General features: G+C 62.3%; 20 protein-coding genes. 1 reads left to right on the top strand and 19 read right to left on the bottom strand.

What is annotated here, in order from left to right:
* The first annotated feature begins 6 nt into the window (after nt 1-6).
* A complete protein-coding gene (gene rpsI / locus ACZ5VE_RS12810) occupies nt 7-399 on the top strand; it encodes a 30S ribosomal protein S9 (RefSeq protein WP_464455540.1) in 393 nt (130 codons plus the stop codon).
* Between the two features lie 107 nt (nt 400-506).
* Here rpsI and ACZ5VE_RS12805 read toward each other — a convergent pair whose 3' ends face one another.
* From ACZ5VE_RS12805 to ACZ5VE_RS12715, 19 genes are all read right to left on the bottom strand, one after another.
* Nucleotides 507-1,508 (bottom strand): 3-hydroxybutyryl-CoA dehydrogenase, encoded by a 1,002-nt coding sequence (locus ACZ5VE_RS12805; protein WP_464455539.1) that lies wholly within the window; start codon nt 1,506-1,508, stop codon nt 507-509.
* A gap of 2 nt (nt 1,509-1,510) precedes the next feature.
* The gene (locus tag ACZ5VE_RS12800; RefSeq protein WP_464455538.1) at nt 1,511-2,584 is read right to left on the bottom strand and encodes an NAD/NADP-dependent octopine/nopaline dehydrogenase family protein; all 1,074 of its coding nucleotides are present in this window, start codon (nt 2,582-2,584) and stop codon (nt 1,511-1,513) included.
* 29 nt (nt 2,585-2,613) lie between these two features.
* Nucleotides 2,614-4,266 (bottom strand): ATP-dependent acyl-CoA ligase, encoded by a 1,653-nt coding sequence (locus tag ACZ5VE_RS12795; protein WP_464455537.1) that lies wholly within the window; start codon nt 4,264-4,266, stop codon nt 2,614-2,616.
* The gene (locus tag ACZ5VE_RS12790) at nt 4,259-4,993 is read right to left on the bottom strand and encodes an ABC transporter ATP-binding protein (RefSeq protein ID WP_464455536.1); all 735 of its coding nucleotides are present in this window, start codon (nt 4,991-4,993) and stop codon (nt 4,259-4,261) included. Before ACZ5VE_RS12790 ends, ACZ5VE_RS12795 begins: the two co-directional genes overlap by 8 nt.
* Nucleotides 4,990-6,780: a branched-chain amino acid ABC transporter ATP-binding protein/permease gene (locus ACZ5VE_RS12785; protein WP_464455535.1), complete on the bottom strand. Its 1,791-nt coding sequence runs from the start codon at nt 6,778-6,780 to the stop codon at nt 4,990-4,992. The genes ACZ5VE_RS12790 and ACZ5VE_RS12785 overlap by 4 nt, the downstream gene beginning before the upstream one ends.
* Complete coding sequence (locus ACZ5VE_RS12780; protein WP_464455534.1) at nt 6,777-7,832, bottom strand: branched-chain amino acid ABC transporter permease; 1,056 nt, start codon at nt 7,830-7,832, stop codon at nt 6,777-6,779. The genes ACZ5VE_RS12785 and ACZ5VE_RS12780 overlap by 4 nt, the downstream gene beginning before the upstream one ends.
* 68 nt (nt 7,833-7,900) lie before the next feature.
* Nucleotides 7,901-9,052, bottom strand: a complete 1,152-nt coding sequence (locus ACZ5VE_RS12775; RefSeq protein ID WP_464455533.1) for an ABC transporter substrate-binding protein — start codon at nt 9,050-9,052, stop codon at nt 7,901-7,903.
* A 23-nt stretch (nt 9,053-9,075) separates the two neighbouring features.
* Complete coding sequence (locus tag ACZ5VE_RS12770; protein WP_464455532.1) at nt 9,076-9,627, bottom strand: V4R domain-containing protein; 552 nt, start codon at nt 9,625-9,627, stop codon at nt 9,076-9,078.
* 14 nt (nt 9,628-9,641) lie between these two features.
* A complete protein-coding gene (locus ACZ5VE_RS12765) occupies nt 9,642-10,130 on the bottom strand; it encodes an aromatic-ring-hydroxylating dioxygenase subunit beta (RefSeq protein WP_464455531.1) in 489 nt (162 codons plus the stop codon).
* The gene (locus tag ACZ5VE_RS12760; RefSeq protein WP_464455530.1) at nt 10,127-11,458 is read right to left on the bottom strand and encodes an aromatic ring-hydroxylating dioxygenase subunit alpha; all 1,332 of its coding nucleotides are present in this window, start codon (nt 11,456-11,458) and stop codon (nt 10,127-10,129) included. Before ACZ5VE_RS12760 ends, ACZ5VE_RS12765 begins: the two co-directional genes overlap by 4 nt.
* An 11-nt stretch (nt 11,459-11,469) precedes the next feature.
* Nucleotides 11,470-12,213, bottom strand: coding sequence for an SDR family NAD(P)-dependent oxidoreductase (locus ACZ5VE_RS12755; protein WP_464455529.1), 744 nt, complete (start codon nt 12,211-12,213; stop codon nt 11,470-11,472).
* Nucleotides 12,210-13,007, bottom strand: a complete 798-nt coding sequence (locus ACZ5VE_RS12750) for a cyclase family protein (RefSeq protein ID WP_464455528.1) — start codon at nt 13,005-13,007, stop codon at nt 12,210-12,212. Before ACZ5VE_RS12750 ends, ACZ5VE_RS12755 begins: the two co-directional genes overlap by 4 nt.
* Before the next feature lie 16 nt (nt 13,008-13,023).
* Nucleotides 13,024-14,277 carry an SDR family NAD(P)-dependent oxidoreductase gene (locus tag ACZ5VE_RS12745; RefSeq protein WP_464455527.1) on the bottom strand — a complete coding sequence of 418 codons (1,254 nt, stop codon included), beginning with the start codon at nt 14,275-14,277 and terminating at the stop codon, nt 13,024-13,026.
* Nucleotides 14,274-15,446: a thiolase family protein gene (locus tag ACZ5VE_RS12740; protein ID WP_464455526.1), complete on the bottom strand. Its 1,173-nt coding sequence runs from the start codon at nt 15,444-15,446 to the stop codon at nt 14,274-14,276. The genes ACZ5VE_RS12745 and ACZ5VE_RS12740 overlap by 4 nt, the downstream gene beginning before the upstream one ends.
* A gap of 2 nt (nt 15,447-15,448) precedes the next feature.
* Entirely contained in the window at nt 15,449-17,095 is a 1,647-nt protein-coding gene (locus ACZ5VE_RS12735; protein ID WP_464455525.1) for an AMP-binding protein, read from the bottom strand.
* A 28-nt stretch (nt 17,096-17,123) separates the two neighbouring features.
* Nucleotides 17,124-17,606: an aromatic-ring-hydroxylating dioxygenase subunit beta gene (locus ACZ5VE_RS12730; RefSeq protein WP_464455524.1), complete on the bottom strand. Its 483-nt coding sequence runs from the start codon at nt 17,604-17,606 to the stop codon at nt 17,124-17,126.
* Nucleotides 17,606-18,892 (bottom strand): aromatic ring-hydroxylating dioxygenase subunit alpha, encoded by a 1,287-nt coding sequence (locus ACZ5VE_RS12725; RefSeq protein ID WP_464457500.1) that lies wholly within the window; start codon nt 18,890-18,892, stop codon nt 17,606-17,608. Before ACZ5VE_RS12725 ends, ACZ5VE_RS12730 begins: the two co-directional genes overlap by 1 nt.
* Nucleotides 18,893-18,947: 55 nt before the next feature.
* Complete coding sequence (locus ACZ5VE_RS12720; protein ID WP_464455523.1) at nt 18,948-19,952, bottom strand: PDR/VanB family oxidoreductase; 1,005 nt, start codon at nt 19,950-19,952, stop codon at nt 18,948-18,950.
* A 12-nt stretch (nt 19,953-19,964) separates the two neighbouring features.
* Nucleotides 19,965-21,464 (bottom strand): indolepyruvate oxidoreductase subunit beta family protein, encoded by a 1,500-nt coding sequence (locus tag ACZ5VE_RS12715; protein ID WP_464455522.1) that lies wholly within the window; start codon nt 21,462-21,464, stop codon nt 19,965-19,967.
* Nucleotide 21,465: the final 1 nt, after the last annotated feature.

Raw genomic sequence — 21,465 nt, 5'->3', positions numbered from 1 at the left:
CTTGAGATGATTGGTGAATGGAACAATGGCACAGGCCGTCGCAAATCCAGCGTCGCCCGCGTGTTTCTGAAAAAAGGCACTGGCAAGATCACGGTCAACGGCAAGGACATCCAAGCCTACTTCGGCCGCGAAACTTCGATCATGATCGCCAAGCAACCCCTCATGTTGACCAACCATGCCGAAACTTTCGACATCATGATCAACGTGCACGGTGGTGGTGAGTCCGGTCAAGCTGGTGCATCGCGCCACGGCATCACCCGCGCCCTGATTGACTACGACCCAACGCTCAAGCCTGTGCTGAGCCAAGCCGGTTTTGTCACTCGTGACGCCCGTGAAGTCGAGCGTAAAAAGGTCGGCTTCCACTCAGCCCGCCGCCGCAAGCAGTTCTCCAAGCGTTAATCCGCTTTTTCTGCTTCGTCAAAAAGCCGCAACGGTTCGCCGTGGCGGCTTTTTGCATTTTTGTCGGCAAAAGGTGTGGCCGTTGCACCGTGCCAAATGGTGCGCAATCAGTCCGCTGGCGAGTTGGCCTGCGCAGGTGCTCGCCACAGTCCTGCGTGTTGCAATTGGGCCAGCGTGCGAGCCAGTACGTCTTTGCGGTAGGCGGCCACGTCTTTGCCAGCGTAGTCGTAAAAACCGCTGCCGGTTTTCAGTCCCAGGTGGCCTTGGGCCACCATCTCGCCTACGATGGCCGGTGCTGCATAGCGATCCGGGTTGATCGTGCTCGACATTTCACGGCTGGCGTGGTGCAGGATGTCGCTGCCGCCAAAGTCGATGAACTCCACCACCCCGATGGCGGAAAACCGAAGGCCCAGTCCGTAACGTGTGGCTTTGTCGATTTCTTCGGCAGTGGCCGCACCTTCTTCGATCATGCGAGCCGCCTCGTTCATGATGAGCGCTTGCAAGCGGGGCACGATGTACCCCGGTGTGGCACCGCACAGCACGGGGAGCTTGCCAATGGCTTCCATTTGGGCGCGCAAGCGAGCCACCACGGCCGGGTCGGTCCCTGCGTGCGTGCTCAACTCGACCACCGGAATCAAGTACGCCGGATTGAGCCAATGCATGTTCAAAAACCGTTCGGGACGGTGCACCGCATCCACCAGCTGCGTGACCAGAATGCTGCTGGTCGTGGAGGTCAGGATCGCGTCTTCGCGGCAGCAGCGGTTGATGACGGCAAACGCTTCGCGTTTGGCCTGCAGGGTTTCAGGCACGCCCTCGAACACAATATCTGCTTGTGCCAACGCCGCAGCCGCACCGGACGCGTTGACCAACGTCACACGCTCGGCGATGCGGGGCACTTCGCCCAGCGGCAAAGCACCGAGTTCGGCCAAAGCCGTCAGGCTGGCCAGGATTTCTGCGCGTGCCTCGCCTGCCAGGCGGGCCCAGTCTTCGGCGCTGCGTTCGCGCAAGTCGATCAGGTGGATGGGGTGGCCGGCGTAGGCAAAGGCGATGCCGATGCCTCGCCCCATGCGCCCCGCTCCCACAGCGGCAAAACGGACAGGGGTGTTCATGCTCAGCTTCCTTGATGCAGGCGTTGACGCAAGGCGTCGCGGCTCAGTGCTGCGAGCCCCAGTGTTTCGAGCGTGCGCGGTCCTTGCCGCAGATCACGCCCCAAAAATCCCCCCACGATGGCCAACAGGCCGTGGGCGATGGGGGCGTCGCATTGAACCCAGCGCGCCACCGATGCCAGGAAGGCCAGACCCAGTTCGGTGTCTTCGGTGATGTAGCGGTGCGCGTGCAGGTCGATGTTTTCGCGCCAGTCGCCCGACTTGACCAGTTTTTTCTGCGCATCGCCGTACATCCAGCGGTCGTTCAGGTAGTGGTCGGCCAGTGGGTAATGCGGTCCACCATAGCCCAAGGCTTCGCGCACCGCGATGCGCTCCAGGTCCAGCCGGTCGGTGACCGCGCGCACGGCTGGCTGTGTCCCTTCGTTGTGGATGTCCCAGCGCTCAAAGTGTTGCAGCGGTGCGGCGTTCATCACCATCAATGGCGGATGGATGATGGGGCCGGCATTCATGAGTGCGCCTGACAAAGCATCGCCACAGCCGTGGACGCTGGGGTAGGCCTGCTGGATGACGGTGATCACTTCGGCTTCGCGCCGTGCCGGGTACACCCCGGTGGGCAGACGCACTGCGCGCACCGTGACGTTGACTTCGCGCTCGCCGTGCTTGCGGGCCAGATAGGGCAGTGTGCCGGTTTCTGCCCAACCGATGTCGGCGTGGTTGCCCATGGCCTTGACTTGCTCGGCCATGACAAAACTGCCAAAGGTGCCTGGTGCCAGGAACACCACCTGACCGTCCACCAGGTGCGCCGCCATCTGACGCGCGATGTCGGCTTGTGCCGTGGCCGGTGATGGCAGCAAGATGAGTTGTGACCCTTGCAACGCTTGGCCCATGTCAGCCGTGGCCAGCGCGATCGGCACGTCTCGCGTACCTGCAGCGTCCTTGAGGGCAATGGTGCCGGTGTCGATGACTGGTTGAAGTGCAGCGGCATCACGACGCCAGAAGCGCACTTCATGACCTTGTTCGGACAAGTCGGCTGCAGCGGCGTAACAGCCGTGGCCGCCACCCAAAATCGCAATTTTCATGAATGACTCCGTTGGTGTTTTCAGAAATATCAGGCTTGAACGCGTGTGCGGTCCCAGGTGCTGGCGGTCACGCCCTGCTCGCGCAGCTTGAACTTTTGTACTTTGCCGTTGGCGGTGCGGGGCAAGTCGTTCACCAGATCCAGGTAGCGCGGCACAGCAAAGTAGGGCAAACGCGTTTCACAGTGCGTCAGCAGTTGCCGATGCAGGTCAGCAGTGACAGGCAGGACTTCGGGTTTGAGTACCACCGAGGCCATGACCTCGTCTTCGGCCAGTTCGGAGCGCACCGGATAAACCGCCACCGTAGCCACGGCCGGGTGGCTTTGCAGCACCTGCTCGACCTCATACGATGAAATGTTTTCGCCACGTCGACGGATCGCGTCCTTGATGCGGTCGATGAAGCGGAATGCGCCATCAGCCTCTTGCACCACACGGTCACCCGTGTGAAACCACAGGTTGCGCCAGGCCTCTACGGTTTTTTCGGGCATGCCCAGGTAGCCGGTGGCAAACACAAATGGCTCGTCGGCGCGCAGCAGCAGTTCGCCCGCTTCGCCCGTCGCCACCGGCACATCATGGGCGTCGACCACGCGCGCGGCAAAGCCGGGGCGCAACCATCCCATGGTGCCTTGCCGGGGTGCATTGGGCCGTGTGGCAATGGTGAAGTTCGTTTCGGTGGAGCCATAGCCTTCAAGCAGGCGCACACCACTGCGGACTGCAAAGGCGTCACCGGCCGCGGCAGGCACGCCTGGCCCGAGACCTGTGCGTATGCGGTGTGTGCGCTCTTGCGGCGATGGTGCTTGCGCCAGCAACATGGGCACCATGGCGCCGAGCAGGTACACCACGGTGGTCTGGTGTGCGTTCATGCGCGACCAGAAGCCTGAAGCCGAAAAGCGTCCTTCGTACACCAACTGGCAGCCGCACAGCACGGCCTGTGCGAAGGTGTTCAAGGCGTTGATGTGAAACAAGGGCAGTGTGGTGCACAGCACATCTTCCTGATGGATGCCAAGAACATCGGCGCTGTGAATACCCCACCAGTAGTACTGGGCGTGTGGGCAGGTCACCCCTTTGGCTGGGCCAGTCGTGCCCGAGGTGTAGAGCACGGCCAAGGTGTCGCCCGCGTCCATTGCCGCAGCGGACACATGGGCCGGCAAGTTCTGTCGCGCTGGGAAGGGCAAGCAGGGCACGCCACCCAGTTCTGCTGGCGCAGGGGTGGCGTGCTCGGACGCTGTGTCAGGGACCACCCAGATGGCGAGCAAGCCAATCGACTTCAGGTCAATGTCGGCAAGCCGTCGCAGGTATTGGGCCTCGATCACCAGCAAGCGCGTGTGGCTGTTGCGCAGGTAATAGCCGATCTGTGGCCCCATGGAGGCTGTGTTGATCGGTACCGCCATGGCCCCTATCCAGCCGCAGCCGAGAAAGGCCTGAAGAAACTCGATCCGGTTGCCCAGCAACAGGGCCACGGCTTCGCCACGCACCACTCCGGCTGCTTGCAATGCGGCGGCATGGCGGGCTGCTGCGTCGCGTGCGTCTGAGTGGGTCCAGTGAACGCCGTTGATCTGTAAGAAAGGGCGTGTCCCGAACAAGGCGGCTTGTCGCTCCAGCATGGCGGGCAGCGTGCGCTGGTGTGCTGGCAAGGTTTGCGCCAGTGCAGTGAAGGCCTTGGCCTGTGCGCCAGACTCAGGCATCGGCTCCGCCGCCGAGATAGGTGTGCTGCACACGCGGATCGGTGGCCAACGCCTGTGATTCGCCTTCGAGCGCGATTTCACCGGTTTCGATCACATAGCCGCGGTCGGACGATTCGAGTGCGGCGCGGGCGTTTTGTTCAACCAGCAGGATCGACACACCATCGTCGCGCAGGCTGCGCACAATTTGCAAAATTTCGCGAACAATCAAGGGAGCCAGGCCCAGACTGGGTTCGTCCAGCATCAGGAGCCGGGGTTCGGACATCAGGGCGCGGCCCAAGGCCAGCATCTGCCGCTCGCCACCCGACAAGGTGTCGGCGCGTTGTGTGCGGCGCTCGGCCAGGCGCGGAAAGCGCGCATACACCGCGTCCAGTTGGCGTTTATAGGCATCACCCCGGGCGCGGCGCGAATAAGCGCCCAGACGCAAGTTGTCGACCACGCTCAGTTCGCCAAATAATTCACGTTTTTCGGGGACCAGACACAGGCCGCGTTCGACACGGTCTTCCACATCGAGCGCATGCAGGTCTTCGCCTTCAAAGCGCAAGCCCCCTTGTGAGGGCAGCAAGCCCATGGCCGCCGACAGCAAGGTGGTCTTGCCTGCCCCGTTGGGGCCGATCACCGAGACGATTTGCCCTTTGCCCAGCTTCAGCGAAACGCCGCGAACGGCTTCGACATGGCCGTAGGCGACGTGCAGGTCGGATATTTCCAGCATGGGGGTGGTCGTGCTCATGCCACGCTCCCCAGGTAGGCTGCTTGCACGCGCGTGTCCGCGCGCACAGTGGCAGGGGCACCTTCGAGCAGCTTGGCACCGAAATTCATGACCACCAGACGGTCAACCAGGTTCATCACAAAATCCATGTCGTGCTCCACGATCAAAATGGTGAGGCCTTCTTCGCGCAACTTGCGCAGCAATTCGGCCAGCGCCTGTTTTTCCTTGCGGCGTAAACCTGCCGCCGGTTCGTCCAGGATCAACAGCGCTGGGTCGGAGGCCAAGGAGCGGGCTATCTCAAGGACACGTTGTGTGCCGAGTGGCAGGTTGCCAGCCAACTCATGCTCGCGCCCGGCCAGGCCGATGCGTTCGAGCTGGCGGTAGGCTTCTTCAAAAATCTGGGCTTCTTCCAGGCGGTTCAGCGCCAGACCGGAGGCCAGCATGCCGTGGCGCGTGCGCAGGTGAGCACCCAGGGCCACGTTGTCCAGCAAGGTCATTTGTGGACGCAGCTTGACGTGCTGGAACGTGCGGGCCATGCCCAGGCGGGCAATTGCGCTTTGCGCCAGGTGGGTGATGTCACGCCCGAGGAATTCAACCTGACCCGCTGACTTGTCCAGCACACCCGTCAGCAGATTGAACATGGTGGATTTTCCCGCACCGTTGGGGCCGATCAAGCCCACGATCTCGCCCGCTTGCACCTCGAAACTCACATCGCTGACGGCCACCAGGCCACCAAACCGCTTGGTCACACCGTGCACGGACAGAACCCGCTCGCCCGGCTTAGGTGGGGTGCGGCGAGGCAGCAGCTGGTCCGGCGCTGCTGGACGCCTTGGCGCTTGGGCAGAGCCCGCAGCACGCCCAAGGCGCCAGCGCCGCACATAACTGACCAAGCCTCCTCGCGCAAAGTGCAGCAAGGCGATGAAGAGGGCACTGAACACCACGCCCTCAACCTGACCGCCGCGTGACGTGAAATTGGGCAAGACGTCTTGCAAGACGTTCTTGAGCACCAGCACGAGTCCTGAACCCATCAAGGCACCACCCAGGTAGGCCAGACCGCCCGAAACCCCCATGAGCAGGTATTCGATGCTGGCTCGCACATCAAAGGGAGAGGGGCTGACAAAGCGGTTCATGTGGGCATACAGCCAACCGGCAAAGCCCGCGTAGAGTGCGGCCACGACAAACAGGCCCAGACGGATGCGAAAAGCATCTGCGCCCACGCTGGCCAGCAAAATGCCCCCGCCGCGCAGGCTGCGAATGGCTCGACCCGCGCGGGAGTTCAGCAAGTTGCGGCTGAACCAGAAGGTCAGCCCCACAAGGGTCCAGATCAGGTAGTAGATGGCGCTGGAGTCCTGCAGTGACCAAGGGCCGACATGAATGGCCGGAATATTGGCCAAACCAGAGTGACGTCCCAAGGCATCGAGGTTGCCAAACAGCATGGCGATCGACAGACCCCAGGCGATGGTGCTCAGGGGCAAGAAATGGCCATTGAGGCGCAAGGTGAGGGCGCCGATCAGCAAAGCCGATCCACCCGTGAGCGCCAGAGCAAACAGCAGGCCGATCCAGGGCGAGGTGGCCTGGGTGGTGGTCAGCCAGCCGGTGGCGTAAGCGGCAATGCCGACAAAAGCCGCCTGGCCAAACGAGGTTGCCCCGCCCACCCCGGTCAACAGCACCAGACCAAGCGCGACCAGTGCGCCAATGCCGATGTCGTTCATCAAGGCCACGGTAAAGCGCCCAAACAGCAAGGGGACAGCGGCCATCAAGGTGACGACCACCAGCCAGGTCCAAAGTTGGCGTCCAGAGGCGTTCATTGGTCCATCTCCTCTTCATCTTCTTCGGAGTGGTGGGTCATCCAGGACCGCACCAACAGCACAGGAATCAACAGGCTGAAGACGATCACGTCTTTCAGGGCACCGCTCCAGAATGAAGCAAAGCTTTCGACCACGCCCACGGCCAGTGCACCGATCGCCGTGAGTGGGAAGCTGATCAGGCCGCCAATGATGGCTGCGACAAAGGCTTTGAGTCCAATGATGAAACCCGAGTCGTAATACAGCGTGTTGACTGGGGCAATCAGCACACCGATCAGGCCAGCCATCAAGGAGGCCAGCGTGTAGGAGAGCAGGGCCGTGCGGGCCGGTCGAACGCCCACCAGACGCGCCCCCACACGGTTGACCGCAGTGGCGCGCAGGGCTTTGCCGGTCAGGGTGTGTTCGAACAGCAGGTACAGCAGACCCGACAGCGCCAGGGCCGAACCCACCATGAGCAAAATTTGCCCACTCACGGTGATGCCATACGGCAGGGACAGTGCGCCGTCCACCAGCGCACTGGTTCGGTTGCCTTCCGGTCCGAAAAACAGCAGGCCCAGCGTGGACAGCAGAAAGTGCAAGGCCAGTGAGACCATGAGCAGCACCAGGGTCGAGGCATCGGCAATGGGCTGCAAGGCAATGCGTGCGACCAGTGGGGCCAGTGGCACCACCAGCAAAACCGACACCAGCACAGTCACGCCGGGTGGCAGAGCTTGGCCGGCAATGGCCCAGGCCGCCAGGCATGGCAATGCAGGCAAAACGCCCCATACCAGCAGCGAACGCGGGATGCGTGACCATTCCTTGCGGCGGATCAGTGCGCCGGTATCGACACACACCGCCACGACCGCCAACAGCCCGATCAGTGCAATGGTGGGCGGCAGTTTGCCGTTTTCAAACACGGCCAGTGTCAGTGCCGCAAAGGCGGCGATGTCACCGAAGGGCACAAACACCACCCGCGTGACGGAAAAGATGAGCACCAGACCCAGGCCTGCGAGGAGGTAAACCGCGCCATTGGCCAGACCATCAATGCCCAGGATGAAAAAAATATCAGCTGTCATGGGGATTCCGTCATGCAGGGATGCGTGATGTGAGAAATGGCCTGCCCAGATGGGCAGGCCAACCGCGCTCAGTGCTGCAGCACCCAGGCACCTTTGTCCAGCTTCACCAGCACGCGGGCACGATCGTCCACGCCATAGGTGTTGCCGGGTTTGAAGCTGTAAACGCCATGGGTACCGGTCAGGTTTTTCGTGCTGTAGATGGCGTCCCGCAGCGCTGTGCGGTACTCGGCGGTGCCGGGTTTGAGGGCAGCAGGCACGCGCTCCATGGCGTTGGCCAGGACCAGCATCGCATCAAACGCATAGGCCGAGAAAGCGTCTGTGGTCGGTGCGTTGTGCTGGCGCTGGAAGGCGGCACGGAAGTCCATCGACATCTTGCGGGTCACGAAGTTTTCGGGCAATTGCTCGGCCACGATCACGGGGCCTGCAGGGGCGATCAGGCCCTGGGCAGAGGCCCCGGCCACACGCACAAAGTCAGGATTGATCATGGAATGCAGGCCATAGATCTGACCTTTGTAGCCGCGCTCGGCGAGCGACAGGAAGGGCAAGGCGCCAGGGGTGCCTGAAACGCCGGTCACCACGGCATCAGGGCGAGAGGCGATCACTTTCAGGATTTGCCCCGCCACCGACTGGTCGGCACGGGCGTACCGCTCGTTGGTCAGCACCTTGATGCCTGCGCCTGCAGCGCTCTTCATCAGGCCGTCGTACACCAGGTCGCCCCAGGAATCCGAGAAGCCAATGTAGGCCACTTGCTTGAAGTTGCGTTTTTTCATGTCGGCCACCAGCGCATCGATCATCAGCTCGACGGGCTGGGCCGTGGTCACCGCCCATGCACCTTGGTCACCGGGCAGGCTCACAGGCGAGAAGGCGATCATTGGCGTCTTGGTTTCGCGAGACACCCCGGCCACGGCCATGGTGCTGGGGGTGCTGGCCACGCCAATCAGTACGTCCACTTTGTCTTCGTCCACCAGTTTGCGCGCATTGCGCGCTGCGGTCGATGGGTCAGAGGCATCGTCCAGCGAGATGAGCTTGATTTTGTGTCCCGCGACTTCGCCTTTGTAGCTGGCTCCGGTTTCCATGCCCTTGGCATAAGGAATGCCGAGCGAGGACACGGGGCCTGACAGGGTGGAAATGAAGCCGACTCTGACTTCGGCTGCCTGTGCAGAAAGACTCAGGGCTAGACTGGCCACGCCGCACGCTAAAAATCCAGAAAAAAGTTTCATGGGAATGTCTCCGGTTCATGGTTTTAAAAAAGATGGTCAAGACCATCGGGCGAGAAATTGGCAGGGTCCACAGGGCGTACTGTGAAACCACAGTCTGCATGCTGGCCTTGGGCAAAGCAATGCATTTCTTTGGTCTGGCAAGGCGCTTTCCAGAGTGCGGTCCCCAGGGCTTCGAGCATGCCGACAATGGCCGCGCATACAGGTTCTTCAGAGGGACTGGCGTGAGCTGCAAACGGACTGTTGCTGACAGTCAGTTGTAAACCGCCACCCTTGGGCAAGCCCCTGAATTGCCAGACTCCCCAACCCAGTGAGGCGGCGCTGTCTTGCATGGTTTGCAACAGCTGCTCCGCCGTGGTGCCGGGCTGGCTCGCATAAGCGCGCACACTGCCCGCGCCGTGTCGGGCCACCGAGCGGGCCAGGGCCAGGCGAGCTGAGTCGCGGGCACTGCTCGGGAGTTCATCGAACAAGCCCATCAGCACATCGGCACGCATCAGCACATAGCGGCGTGTCTGATCCAGTACTTGACCCTGGGCCAGATCGAACTGCAAACGTTGATGAAGGGCTGGGAGAGTCATGGTGTCCGGTGTATTCAGGGGAACAACTGAATCATGGGTAACTGTGCGTTCGCGTTCAGCAAGTTCACCCGTTTGAGTGCGATGCGCAAAGTACCGTCTTCCAGCACCAAGCGGTGCAGCCAGTGGCCAGAGAGGATGATTTGTTCGTCACCGCGTGCCTCCACATAGATGAAGGGTGTGTAAAGCATGAATTGTGCTGTGCTGGGGTCCACCGCATCCACCTGAGGGGTTTGCAGCATGTGCTGGCTGCGGCTGCGTGGCTGCTGAGAAAACGCTCGTGCGTTGCCCAGCCGGTCCACGCGCAGACTGAGCAGCAAACGGTCTTCATCGGCCAGTGCATTGTGGCGGTCGTGTTCACTTTGCTGTGCACCTTGCAACGGGATCCAGTATCGGCCGTTTTGTGCGAACAAGGCCAACCAGTCGGCGTAGCGGCCGTCGTTGAGCAGACGCGACTCGTTCAGGACGAAGCGCACGAGGCTGTCGTGGTCGGGCAGTGTGCTCATGCCTCGGCCTCCATGTTCTGTGTCATGAAATGCAGCCAGGCACGGTATTGGTTGCGCATCAACCATTCGTTGGTGCCACTGACGGTGGCGCTGGGCGTGGTCATTTCGTCGGTGCGGAAACCGCGGTGCAGGCTGACCCATTCGTTGCCGGGAGAACGCAGGCCTTGCTGGATGGTTTCGAACAGATGGATGTCGTCGTGCGCCACCACCGACATGGGTGAGAACACCAGGCGGTTGTAGGTCATGGCGCGCTCCAGCAACAGATCGGGCGCGCCCACTGTCTCGAAGCTCCAGGCCTCCACCAGTGTGCGGTCCACCGCCAGGGGGCGGATCACGCGCATGGTCTGGGGCGAGCCTTTGACGGCGATGCTGGGGTAGAGCACAGCGTTCTGGGGTGAACGCCCGAGCACTTCGCGGGTACGCACTTCTCCATGTGCGGCGATGAGGGCCGCCTCGTAGTCGGGCGGTACCTGATAGCCCGAGTGGATACTGAAGTTGATGCCCAGCAGGCTGTGGCCGTTCGGGTAGACCTGGCCGCCCATGTCGTCAAAGAAGTTGTAGCCATTGCCAAACGGCAGCACCTGTTCGATGGCCATGGGTTTGGGCTCGTCCGGGTCGTGATCCTGCCATACCGATTGCGCCGCCTTGACCACCGATTCGTGGGTGGACACCGGGTGCACTGTGTCGTTGATGTTTTCCAGGTACATCTTCCAGTTGCAGTTCATCACATTGCGCAGCACGCCGCCAGCCACACGCAGTTGCCCGGTGGGAGAGCGGTCTACCATGCTGTCAATGGCACCCAGGGCCTCGCCGAAGTAGGTGGCAAGGTCCATACCTCCGGGTTTGAGCTTGATAAAGATGAAGTCTCGGTATACCTGCAGGTGCGGGATGGGCGTCAGGCCCTGGCCGTTTTCACAGGAAGCCAGTCCAGTGTCTTCGTAACCGGCTTTGAGCGGCATGCTGAGCAAGGCCCCATCGGTCTTGAACGACCAGGCATGGTAGGGACAGCGCAAAAATTTACCGGTGTTCCCACAAGACTCGTTCAGCAGTTTGGCCCCCTTGTGCGCACACCGGTTAAAGAAGCCGCGCACGCTGCCATCGGCCTGCCGCAACAGGATCAATGGCCGTCCAGCCAGCGTCAAGGTGATGTAGTCGCCAGGTGTCGGGATCTGGCTGGCATGACCTGCGAAATTCCAGGTGTGGCCATAAAACTGCTCCTGCTCGAGTGCAAACAAATCGGGGTCGATGTAGAGGTCACGGTGAATCTGGGATTCACGCACCAATGCACGCAGGGCTTGCGGGTTGTTGCGGTAAGTCGGGACAGTCATGGCGTGTGCGCTTACAAAGTCAAACTACCGATGCTGGTGCCACCGCACACATAAAGCACCTGGCCGGTGACAAAACTGTTGGCTGGGCTTGCAAAAAAGCTCACGGCCCGTGCTACATCGTCGGATTCGCCGACCCGTCGAACCGGGATGCTTTGGGCCAGCTGTCGGTCTTTGTCGCTGCCCTGAGGGATCACCTCGTGGTACATGTCGGTGTGGATCGGCCCGGGGGCCACCACGTTCACGGTGATGCCTTGGGGGGCCAGCTCCAGGGCCCAGGTGCGGGCCATGCCCATGATGCCGGCCTTGGTGGCGGCGTAACTGGTGCGTGTGGCCAGACCCAATGCGCCGCGCGATGACAGCATCACCACACGGCCAAAGCCTTGCGCGCGCATGTGGGGCAAAACACCTTGCATGAGCTGGATGGCCGAGCCGAGGTGGATGTTGACCAGCATGTCCAGGTCCGCCAGGGCCACGTTCTCCAGCAGAGCGGGTCGGATCACGCCCGCGTTGTGGATCAGGGTGTTGACCTCAAAGCGTTGTGTCAGCTCACGCACCGCCTGTTCGGTGGCCACGCGGTCGGCCAGGTCGACCTCGATGTGGTGCAGCCGTGGGTGGGTGTTGTCACCCCGTCGGCGGGCCAGCGAGATCACCTCGCAACCTTCGGCCAGCAGGTGTTCGCAGACCACCTTGCCGATGCCGACGCTGCCACCGGTCACGGCAGCCACGCGGGGGTGCTGGGCTTGTTGGTCAGTCATGCTGCGGCTCCTGTCACCAGGGCCAGCACGCGCAAGGGGCTGCCACTGCCTTTCTGGATTTTCAGGGGCGGGCAAATCAGCACCGAGCCTGTGGGGGACAATTGGTCGAGGTTGCACAGGCACTGCAAACCGTATTTGCCCGCGCCGTGCATCAGCGAGTGACAGGGGTACGGCGGACGCAAGTGGTAGCCCTGACCGGCATCGGTGCCGATGGCCTCCGAGCCAAAGCCCAGCACGTTGCGCTGCTCCACCAGAAAGCGCACCGCTTCGGCACTTGGGCCCGGTGTGTGCTGGCCGGTGGCGTCAAAGTTCTGATAGGCCTCGGGGTCTTGCCGTTTGGACCAGTCGGTGCGCATCAACAGCCAGGCCCCGGCCGGGATGCGACCGTGCTTGGCTTCGAAGGCTTCAATGTCTTCCACGGTCAAGAGGTAGTCGGCATTGCTTTTGACTTGTTCTGAACAGTCGATCACGCAGGCGGGCGCCATGAAGTGCTCGACCGGGATCGTGTCCACCGAGTTGTTGGGCAAATCGCGACCCGAAATCCAGTGGATCGGCGCATCAAAGTGGGTGCCTGTGTGCTCGCCACATGAAAAGTTGTTCCAGTACCAGCCGGGGCCACGCTCGTCGTAGTGCGAAATTTCTTCGATGCGAAAAGGTGAGCACTGGCCCATTTCGGGGGGCAGGGCGATCTGTGGGAAATCAGGCGTCAGCGTTTGTGTCAGGTCGATCACGCGCAGGCCGCCATTGGCCAGAGCGCCGACCAGGCTGGTGAGGAGGTGGGTGTTGGGGTTCATGAAAAGACCTTTGGGATCAGCTGCCACCGGCGGCGAGTTCGCGCTCGAGCACCTTGGGGTTTTCTTGCCAGCGTTGCAGCCATTCCTGCGCAATGTCGCCGGGGTAGACATCTTCGAGGCCCTCACGCAGTGCCTTGACGATGGTCGAGGCCAGTGCGTCGGGTGCCAGCTTGGGTGGTGGCATTTGCTGTTGCCATTCGTCGTCGATGGGGCCGGGAAACACGTTGACCACGCGGATGCCGGCCGGGCGCATTTCGGCGCGCAAGCACTGCGCCAACGAAAAAGCCGCCGCTTTGGACGCCGAAAATGTGCCTTGCGCAGGAAAGTTGGCCAGCGCGTATATCGACAGCAGGTTGACCCAGGCGGTGGCGTGTGTGGCCCCATCGTCCGAGCGCCCCTTGAGCGCGGGGCCAAACGCCTGGGCCAGGCGCAACAGACCGAAATAGTTGATCTCCATTTCCAGCTTGGCCACGTCGGTGCCGCGGCGACTGCTGATGCCATGGGTGCGATGCACCTCGGCGTTGTTGATCACGATGTCCACTTTGCCGCCGATCTGTCCGGCCAGCTCGGTGACCGAGCGTTCATTGCTCAAGTCCAGTGGCACCAGCGTGACCTGCGGCAAGGCAGCGATGGCGTCCAGTCCACCGAGTTTTTTCCAGGGCTCGGCATGGCCCACCCAGACGATGTCGGCCCCGGCCTTGATGAGGCTGCGAACCAGGGCCTGCCCGACCTGGCTTTTGCCATCGGTCACCAGCACCTTGCGGTGTTTGGGGTCACTGCCCATTTCGCGTAGCAATTTGTCGTCAGCCATGTGTTCTGTCTCCTCAAAAGGCAATCCAATCAGCACCGCTTGTCCGGTGCGGTCAATCCGTGCCGTCACACGCACGGGCTGGAGGGCAGGGCCCACATCACCGTGCAAGTGCACCATCACCGATGGGCCTGCGTCGAGCTGCACCATGCCCAACCGCCAGGGCAGGCGCTCGCGGAAATACAAGTCGTTGCTGTGGTGCAGCGTGGTGGTGGCCAGCAATTGGCCCGTGCCAGACTGCGTCCGCCATTTCAGCTTGGGCGAGAGGCAGTGCAGGCAAGCTTCGCGAGGGGGGTACTGCACCGCCTGGCATTCGGCGCAGACCTGCAAGGCAAATTGACCGTGTGCAGCGGCAGCGGTCAAGCCCAGCGCCACCCGGCCACGCGCACTCGGCGGCAGGTTCAGCTGCGGCGTGCGCAGCACCGGATTCTTGCGTGCGGGTTTCATGAAAGGGGGGCTCATGCTGTCCTCCCCAAAATGACGGCACCCGTGCACAGGCAGCGGTCGTAGGTGACCATGCCAAAGCCGGCCACCAGACCCAGTTGGGCACCGAGCACGGCGCGGGCATCGGCACTGTCGGTGAGTTGGCGGATGGTTTCCACCATGCCAATAAAGCCACCCGCCGCACCGGCTTGACCGACGGAGAGCTGGCCGCCGCTGGTGTTGTTCGGGAAGCTGCCGTCATGGGTCAGGCTGTGCTGGCGCACAAATGCCGGCCCCTCGCCTTTGTCGCAAAAGCCCAGATCTTCAAACTGCATCATCACGATCACCGGGTAGTCGTCGTAGGTCTGAACGAAGTCGATGTCCGCCGGTGTCACGCCGGCCTGGGCATACAGGTCGTCGCGGTCCATGCGCCAGCCCCCGCGCACCATGATGGGGTCGGCGGCAAAAGCGTTGTGCCGTTCGATGGCCCCGCGCATGAGCACATGCTTGAGGCCCAGGTCGCGGGCGCGCTCTTCGCTCATGACCAGAAAGGCATCGGCCCCGGCGCAGGGCATCACGCAGTCGAACAGGTGGATGGGTTCGCTGATCGCCTTGGCCGCCATGTATTCATCGAGCGTCAACGGTTTTTTCATCAAGGCGTTCGGATTTTTCAGTGCGTTGCTGCGTTGTGAGACGGCAATGCGGCCAAAGTCCTCGCGTTGTGCGCCGTAGGTCTGCATGTAGTTGGCCGTGATGAAGGCGAACATGGAGTTGGGGCCGCCAGCGCCATAGGGGTAGGTGGCATCACGGGCAAAGTCGCTGAACGCCCCCAGCGTCTGGCGAAAGGAGTTGACATGGTTGGTGTCGGCACCAATGCAGGCGACGATGTCGGCATCGCCCGCCTGCACGGCACGCGCGGCGCGGCGCAAGGCCATCACCCCCGAAGCGCCGCCGGTGGGGATGTGGTCCAGCCAGCGTGGGGACAGACCCAGGTGTTGCGTGATGCCGACGGCGGTGTCTGGCGCCAGCGAAAAGCTGCTCACGGTGAGGCCATCGATCTGTGATTTGTCGATGCCGCTTTGCTGCACCAGCGCATTCAGCGCCTGTCCAATGAACCAGTGCGCCCCCTGGGTGGCGTAGCGCTGGTAAGGCACGGTGACGGGAACTGCCACCGCCACGCCTTCGTAGGATTGTCGTCGTTGGCCCATGCTCAGTGGCTCCGCTTTTTGAGTGCGGTGGTGTCCACGCAGTTGGCTTGGCCTTGCATGGCCACAGCCAATTGGCGCAGTTCGCCACGCTGTATTTTTTGCGAGGTGGTCAGTGGCAAGGCGTCGACAAAGGCCACATGGCCCGGAGCCTTGTAGTAGGCCAGACGTGTCAGGCACCAGCGCACCAGTTCCTCGGCGGCCGCCTGGCGTGCGGCCGGATCGGCAGCCACATCGGGGGCAACCACACAGGCCAGAACCTCATCGCCACGCACCGCATCGGGCACCGGGGCCACCGCTGCGCTGCGCACCAGGGGGTGTTGCAGCAGCACGCTTTCGACCTCGACCGAGGAGATGTTTTCACCGCTGCGACGGATCACGTTTTTGCGTCGGTCAATGAAATGCAGTTGCCCCTGGTGGTCACGCTGCACGATGTCACCGGTATGGAACCAGCCACCAGCCCAGGCTTCTTCGGTGGCCACCGGGTCCTTGAGGTAGCCTGCAAAGAAACCATAACGCGGGTCGGGGCCAGCATGGCGCACCAGCAATTCACCGGGCTGATCAGGGGCGGGCTCGCTGCCATCGTCGGCCAGCAGTCGAACTTGCACGCCGCCGCGTTCCATGCCAAAGCAACTGGTGCCGACTTGCCGGGGCTCATGGTTGGCGATGACCACGGCCCCTGCACCGGTTTCGGTCATGGCCCAGGCTTCCAGCAAGGGAAAGCCAAAACGGGCCTCAAACGGGGCGTGCAGACTGCGGTCCACTCCGGCACCAAAACCGAAGCGCACTTGGTGTGCCGTATCCTGTGCTGTGGCCGCGGCTTTCATCAGCATGGCCGGCATCACGCCGAGGTAGTGCACCACGGTCGCGCGCGCTGTGCGCACGCTGTCCCACCAGCTGCCCGGATGGAAGCGGTCCAGCGAAATCAGGCAGCCTCCGGTCACGACCATGGCCAGTGCCGAATAGGCCATGGCGTTCATGTGGACCAGCGGCAGGGGCGTGATCATGCGTTCGCGACCAGGCTGCAGCGCGGCCAGGCCACCTGCCTGCGCGTACCAGTGTCCGGCTTCGAGGAAGTAACGGTTGGGCAGGATGCAACCCTTGGGGCGTCCGGTGGTGCCCGAGGTGTAGAGCAGCGCGCACTCGCTCAATTCGCCGGGGGCGGTGTCGGCTTGTGGTGCGGACTGCAGTGCGGCAGGGGGCACCTCCCCGTCGGCCATCACGGCCAGCGCTTGCCCGCTGACGTGCGCTGCCGCCAGCAGGCTGGCGTGGCGTTCGGGCAAGGCCACCGCCAGAATGATTTCGGAATGTTCGACCAGGTATTCAAGCTCGGCCGCACGCAGGTCCAGGTTGATCGGCACCACCGACACGCCCAGGCCATTGAGCGCAAACCAGTGCAAAAAGAAAGCCGGCCGGTTTTCCAGCAGCAAACCCACGCGGTGGCCGTGGCCATAGCCTGCATCGGCGTATTGCTGGCGCAGGGCCAAGATGCGCGCCTGAGCCTGCGCATAGGTCAGCTCACCTGTGTCAATGCCGTACAACTGGGCGGTTTCGGGCAAGACACACAGGAAGCTGTGGTCTGACCAGCGTGCAGCGGCATCGCTGAATGTCGCGGCCACGGTGGTGAATGGGTAGCGGGAATGCGCGCGCATGGGGGTGTGGGTGTGGGTCATGCCTGCTTCACATGAACAGGTTGATGTTGCCGAAAGCCGCATCGCTGTTGACCAGGTCGACACGTTTGAGGGCCATGCGCAAAGCACCGTCGATGGCCACCAGCTCGTGGTGGAACCAGCCCACAAACAAGGTCTGCTGGTCCAGCCGGGTCTCGATGTAATGGAAGGCCGTGCGCAGCACCCAGCGGCCGTCTTCGGCCGATGCCACGGATTCCACGGTGGGGCGCTGTAGCAGGTGGTGACAGCGGCTGCGCGGTTGCTGTGAAAAAGTGCGGATGCCGCTGAGCCGCTCCACGCGCACACGCAGCAGCAGCTTGTCTTCGTACATCAGGGAGGTCTGCAGCCGTGGATCGGTTTGTCCCGGTGTGAGCGGCATCCAGTAATGCCCGTCTTCGGTAAAAAGATCAAGCCACTCCTCGTAACGCTGCTCGTCGAGCATGCGCGCTTCGTTGACCACAAAGTCGATGAGTTGTTCGTGGGTGAAGGTCATCACGCGTCGCTCCTCATGTACTTGACCCACGCGCGAAACTGGTTGCGCATCTGCCATTCGCTGGTGCCATTGGTCACGGCGGTGGCTTGCTCTTTTTCTGCCGGATCGAACAGGCGGGCCACATTGACCCAGTCGCGGCCCATGGATTGCAGGCCCTCTTGTGCCCGTTCGTACATTTCCAGATCATCGTGCCCGACGACCGAAGTGGGGGCGTTGATCAGGCGGTTGTACATGAGCGTGCGCTCCAGCAGGATGTCGGGTGCCCCGACGAGGCGAAAGGTCCAGCTTTCCACCAGGGTCTTGTTGGCTGAAATCGGTTTGAACAGGCGCAGGGTTTGAATTGGCCCCTTGACCATGATGTTGGGGAAGTAGATCGTGTTGTGCCGAACTTCACCCAGAATGGCCTGGGCACGTTCTTCACCGTAGGTGGTCACCATCTGCTCCCAGTAGCCAGGCACACCCGAATAGGCCGCGTGGATGGAGTCGGCCACACCCGTGTGACCATGGCCGTTCTCCCAGACCCGGATGCCCATGTTCTCGAAAAACTCATAAGGGCTCATGAACGGGGCAAACAGCTCGACCGCCATGGGCTTTGGGGTGCCCTCGGGGGCTTCCCGCCAGACCTTGACTGCAGTGCCCGCCGAAGACTCGTGCGCCACCATCGGGTGGCAGGTGTCGGTCTGGTTGTCCACCAGCATCTTCCAGTTGCAGTTGTGCATGTAGCGCAGCACGCCCCCTGCGACTTCTAGTCGCCCCTCGGGCGAGCGGTCGACCATGTTGTCAATGGTTGAGAGCGACTCGCCAAAGAACGCCTCGAACGATTCGCCATGCGGGTTGAGGCGGCAAAACACGAAATCGCGGTACACCTTGACCGCCTCGACCGCTGCCATGCCCTGGGACGCTTCACAGGTTTCGAAACCGGTGTCTTCGTAGCCCTTTTTCAAGGGGATGGACAACAGCTTGCCATCGGTCTTGAAAGTCCAGGCATGGTAGGGGCAGCGGAAGAATTTCCCGGTGTTGCCGCACACCTCGCCAGCGACCTTGACACCCTTGTGCGGGCAGCGGTTGTGCAGCATCTTGATGTTGCCATCGCTGTGGCGCACCATCACCACGGGTTGGGTGCCTACGGTGGTGGTGAAGTAGTCGCCACTTTTTGGCACCTGGCTGGCGTGACCCACATATACCCAGGTATTGGCAAACAGACGGGTGGTTTCCAACTCGAACAGTTCCTGGCTGGTGTAGAGGTCTTTGTGCACCTCACGGTCGCGCACCAGCGCGGCCAGCATGTCGTTGATGGTTTGGGGTGAACCTTGGTATTTGCTCACGGGAAGGTTTCCTCTATCAAAGATCCAGCACCAGTGTGGCACTCTTGCAGCGTGACACGCAGGTCTGGATCACATTGCCCGCTTCCTTTTCACGCGGGGTCAGCACATGGTCCCGGTGGTCGATTTCGCCGCTGATCACGGGCACGGCACACACGCCACATTCACCGCGTTTGCAGTCGAACATCGGGTCGCATCCGGCGTCTTCCAGCACGGCCAGCAAGGTCTGTTCAGGGCTGACGGTGAGGCGTCGGCCGCTGCTGGCCAGCACTACTTCAAAAGCCGTGTCACCCGCTTGCGCCAGCGGGGCTGCGAACAATTCGAAGCGTACACGCTCCGGTGCCCAACCGCGCCGGGTGGCTTCTGCCAGGATGGCGTCAAGCATGACCTGCGGGCCGCAGACATGCAGGCGGTCGTTGTCGGCGCAGCCGTCCATCAGGGCAGGCACATCCAAGGAGGCGCCGGCTTCTTCGTCTACATGCACATGCAGGTCGTCGCCCAGCAGCTGGTTCAATTCCTGCAAAAAGGCCATGAGTGCCCGGCTGCGTCCGGCGTAGTGCATGCGCACGGGGTGATTTTCCGCAAGGCACTGTGCGGCCATGCCCATCAATGGCGTCACACCAATGCCCCCGGCCACCAGCACGGTGCAGCCACCTGCAGCGGGGTGCAAGGCAAAGTCGTTGCGCGGTGGCTCAATGTGCAGCAGGTCGCCGACCTGCAACGCCTGGTGCATCCAGCGCGAGCCGCCACGGCCGGCATCTTCCAGTCGCACGGCGATGGCATAGCTTTTGGGGGCAGCGCAGGCGACCGTGTCCAGCTCGATGAGTGAATAGTGACGTTCATCGCTGCGGCCATCGGGCAGTTGAACCTGCACCTTGATGTGCGCGCCGGCGCTGAAGCCGGGCAGTGTGGCACCATCGGCGGGAGCCAGACGCAACCAGCGGATCAGCGGGTTGAGCATGTGGGCTTGCTGCACCTGCAGCTGCAAGCGGGGGGCGGAGGTGGTGGGGGACGTCGTGTTCATCAAAATGTCCTCTCAGGCCAGGGCATGGCGCTGCAAGGCTTTTTGCAGCTGACGGCCTTGTTCATCGGCCAGTGCCGCGTTGCGCAGCTCTTGCAAGGTCGCCGGTGCCAGATGCCGACCTTGCTGCTGGACGATGTGCATCAAGGTGTTGAAGTGACCCAGGCCACGTGCATGGGTGTCGCCATAGCCTTTGACCAGACTTTGGCATAGAGCGACTTCGATGGCTAGTGCCGGGTTGATCCGGTTGGCCTCGTGGATACAAGCCAGCCAGCGTTCGATGCGTTCGTTCTCAAGCGCGTAGCGCAAGGTGCTGCGGCGCCAGGCGCGCAGGCGCGCCAGCCCCCACAGCAGCAGGAATCCACCGAGCGAGCTGGTCTGGACCACGCGGCCTTTTTGCATGAAGCGGTTCAGCCAGCGATGCACAGCATGAGGACGCATCAACCAGCGCCCCAGCGCAGCAGGCAGGGTTTCGCAGACTTCTTCAAGCCGTGGGTGCATGAACTCGTTGATGGCCAATTGCTGCTGGGCGTCCAGATGCACCTCCTGACGCACACGTTCGAAACGGGTCTGGCGCGTTTTGAGGTCGGCCACGCGGATGGTGTCTTCGTAACTCATCCACAAGGCCAGGTGGCGTGCTGTGTCGCTGAGCAGTTTCTCGTTTTGAGACCCAGTCGCGTCACGCACCTCGGACAGCCGATCCAGGTACAGGTGGCCATAGACCGGGTCCTGGTAGTCGATGATGCGGCGCAGACCTTCCGTGACGGTGGGCTGAACGGCGGCAGCAAATTCGGCCTGCATGCGTGCGACCAAGGCCCGCACGGCGGGGTCGCGGGGAGCAGGGGCCGACGCGTTCGTGTTCAACGGCGCAGTGGCTGGGGCATCGCCTTGATCGGCACGGGTGTGGGCAGCGGCAAAAGCCCGCAGACTGGCCTGTACGCCCACACTGCCGTTTGCAATGGTGGCTTCAAACTGGGCGCGGTTGAACGGCAGCACCCCTGCAGCGCACAGGGCCCCAAACAGCACAGCGCTGATGACGCTGCCGTTTTCTTCGGCGGTCTGCGCCATGTCAAAGCGTACCGTGCGTTTGGCCGCCCGAGCGGTTTGTGCCAGCAGGGTGGCGCTGTCCACGCGGCCATCGGTGAGGGCCATTTTTTCGGCAATCGCATAGACCCGGTGGGTTGACGCGATCAGCGTGGTCCGGTCGGGGGTGACTAGGCCGCGTTGAACGGCTCGACCTGCTTCCATCAGTTCGGACGCCAGCACCACGTCCACGTCTCCGGGCAATGGCATCAGCGCCAGCACCGGTGGGCGCTGTCCGGCGCTAATTTGTGCTTGGGGGAAAAGCTCCAGGTAATAGATGGTGGCCCCGGTGCGTTGTGCAACCCCGGGTACCGAGGTGGTCTGGGCCAGGTAGCCATTGCGTTCACCCAGATCCACTATCCAGTCGGCCAGCACCCCGCCGCCTTCGCCGCCCATGGCGAGAATGGCGATCTTGATCGGTTGCGCGTTCATG

Source organism: Limnohabitans sp. INBF003, from assembly GCF_055396645.1.
The sequence above is the reverse complement of the archived record's forward strand: the minus strand, read 5'-3'. Positions and strand labels throughout refer to the sequence as shown.

Coding starts and splice junctions, on each gene's coding strand:
- ACZ5VE_RS12805 (WP_464455539.1), bottom strand. CDS start 1,508: ATGAACACCCCTGTCCGTTTTGCCGCTGTGGGAGCGGGGCGCATGGGG.
- ACZ5VE_RS12715 (WP_464455522.1), bottom strand. CDS start 21,464: ATGAACGCGCAACCGATCAAGATCGCCATTCTCGCCATGGGCGGCGAA.
- ACZ5VE_RS12765 (WP_464455531.1), bottom strand. CDS start 10,130: ATGAGCACACTGCCCGACCACGACAGCCTCGTGCGCTTCGTCCTGAAC.
- ACZ5VE_RS12795 (WP_464455537.1), bottom strand. CDS start 4,266: ATGCCTGAGTCTGGCGCACAGGCCAAGGCCTTCACTGCACTGGCGCAA.
- ACZ5VE_RS12760 (WP_464455530.1), bottom strand. CDS start 11,458: ATGACTGTCCCGACTTACCGCAACAACCCGCAAGCCCTGCGTGCATTG.
- ACZ5VE_RS12775 (WP_464455533.1), bottom strand. CDS start 9,052: ATGAAACTTTTTTCTGGATTTTTAGCGTGCGGCGTGGCCAGTCTAGCC.
- ACZ5VE_RS12800 (WP_464455538.1), bottom strand. CDS start 2,584: ATGAAAATTGCGATTTTGGGTGGCGGCCACGGCTGTTACGCCGCTGCA.
- ACZ5VE_RS12745 (WP_464455527.1), bottom strand. CDS start 14,277: ATGAGCCCCCCTTTCATGAAACCCGCACGCAAGAATCCGGTGCTGCGC.
- ACZ5VE_RS12770 (WP_464455532.1), bottom strand. CDS start 9,627: ATGACTCTCCCAGCCCTTCATCAACGTTTGCAGTTCGATCTGGCCCAG.
- ACZ5VE_RS12730 (WP_464455524.1), bottom strand. CDS start 17,606: ATGACCTTCACCCACGAACAACTCATCGACTTTGTGGTCAACGAAGCG.
- ACZ5VE_RS12735 (WP_464455525.1), bottom strand. CDS start 17,095: ATGCGCGCGCATTCCCGCTACCCATTCACCACCGTGGCCGCGACATTC.
- ACZ5VE_RS12740 (WP_464455526.1), bottom strand. CDS start 15,446: ATGGGCCAACGACGACAATCCTACGAAGGCGTGGCGGTGGCAGTTCCC.
- ACZ5VE_RS12755 (WP_464455529.1), bottom strand. CDS start 12,213: ATGACTGACCAACAAGCCCAGCACCCCCGCGTGGCTGCCGTGACCGGT.
- ACZ5VE_RS12720 (WP_464455523.1), bottom strand. CDS start 19,952: ATGAACACGACGTCCCCCACCACCTCCGCCCCCCGCTTGCAGCTGCAG.
- rpsI (WP_464455540.1), top strand. CDS start 7: ATGATTGGTGAATGGAACAATGGCACAGGCCGTCGCAAATCCAGCGTC.
- ACZ5VE_RS12790 (WP_464455536.1), bottom strand. CDS start 4,993: ATGAGCACGACCACCCCCATGCTGGAAATATCCGACCTGCACGTCGCC.
- ACZ5VE_RS12785 (WP_464455535.1), bottom strand. CDS start 6,780: ATGAACGCCTCTGGACGCCAACTTTGGACCTGGCTGGTGGTCGTCACC.
- ACZ5VE_RS12725 (WP_464457500.1), bottom strand. CDS start 18,892: ATGCTGGCCGCGCTGGTGCGCGACCGTGAGGTGCACAAAGACCTCTAC.
- ACZ5VE_RS12780 (WP_464455534.1), bottom strand. CDS start 7,832: ATGACAGCTGATATTTTTTTCATCCTGGGCATTGATGGTCTGGCCAAT.
- ACZ5VE_RS12750 (WP_464455528.1), bottom strand. CDS start 13,007: ATGAACCCCAACACCCACCTCCTCACCAGCCTGGTCGGCGCTCTGGCC.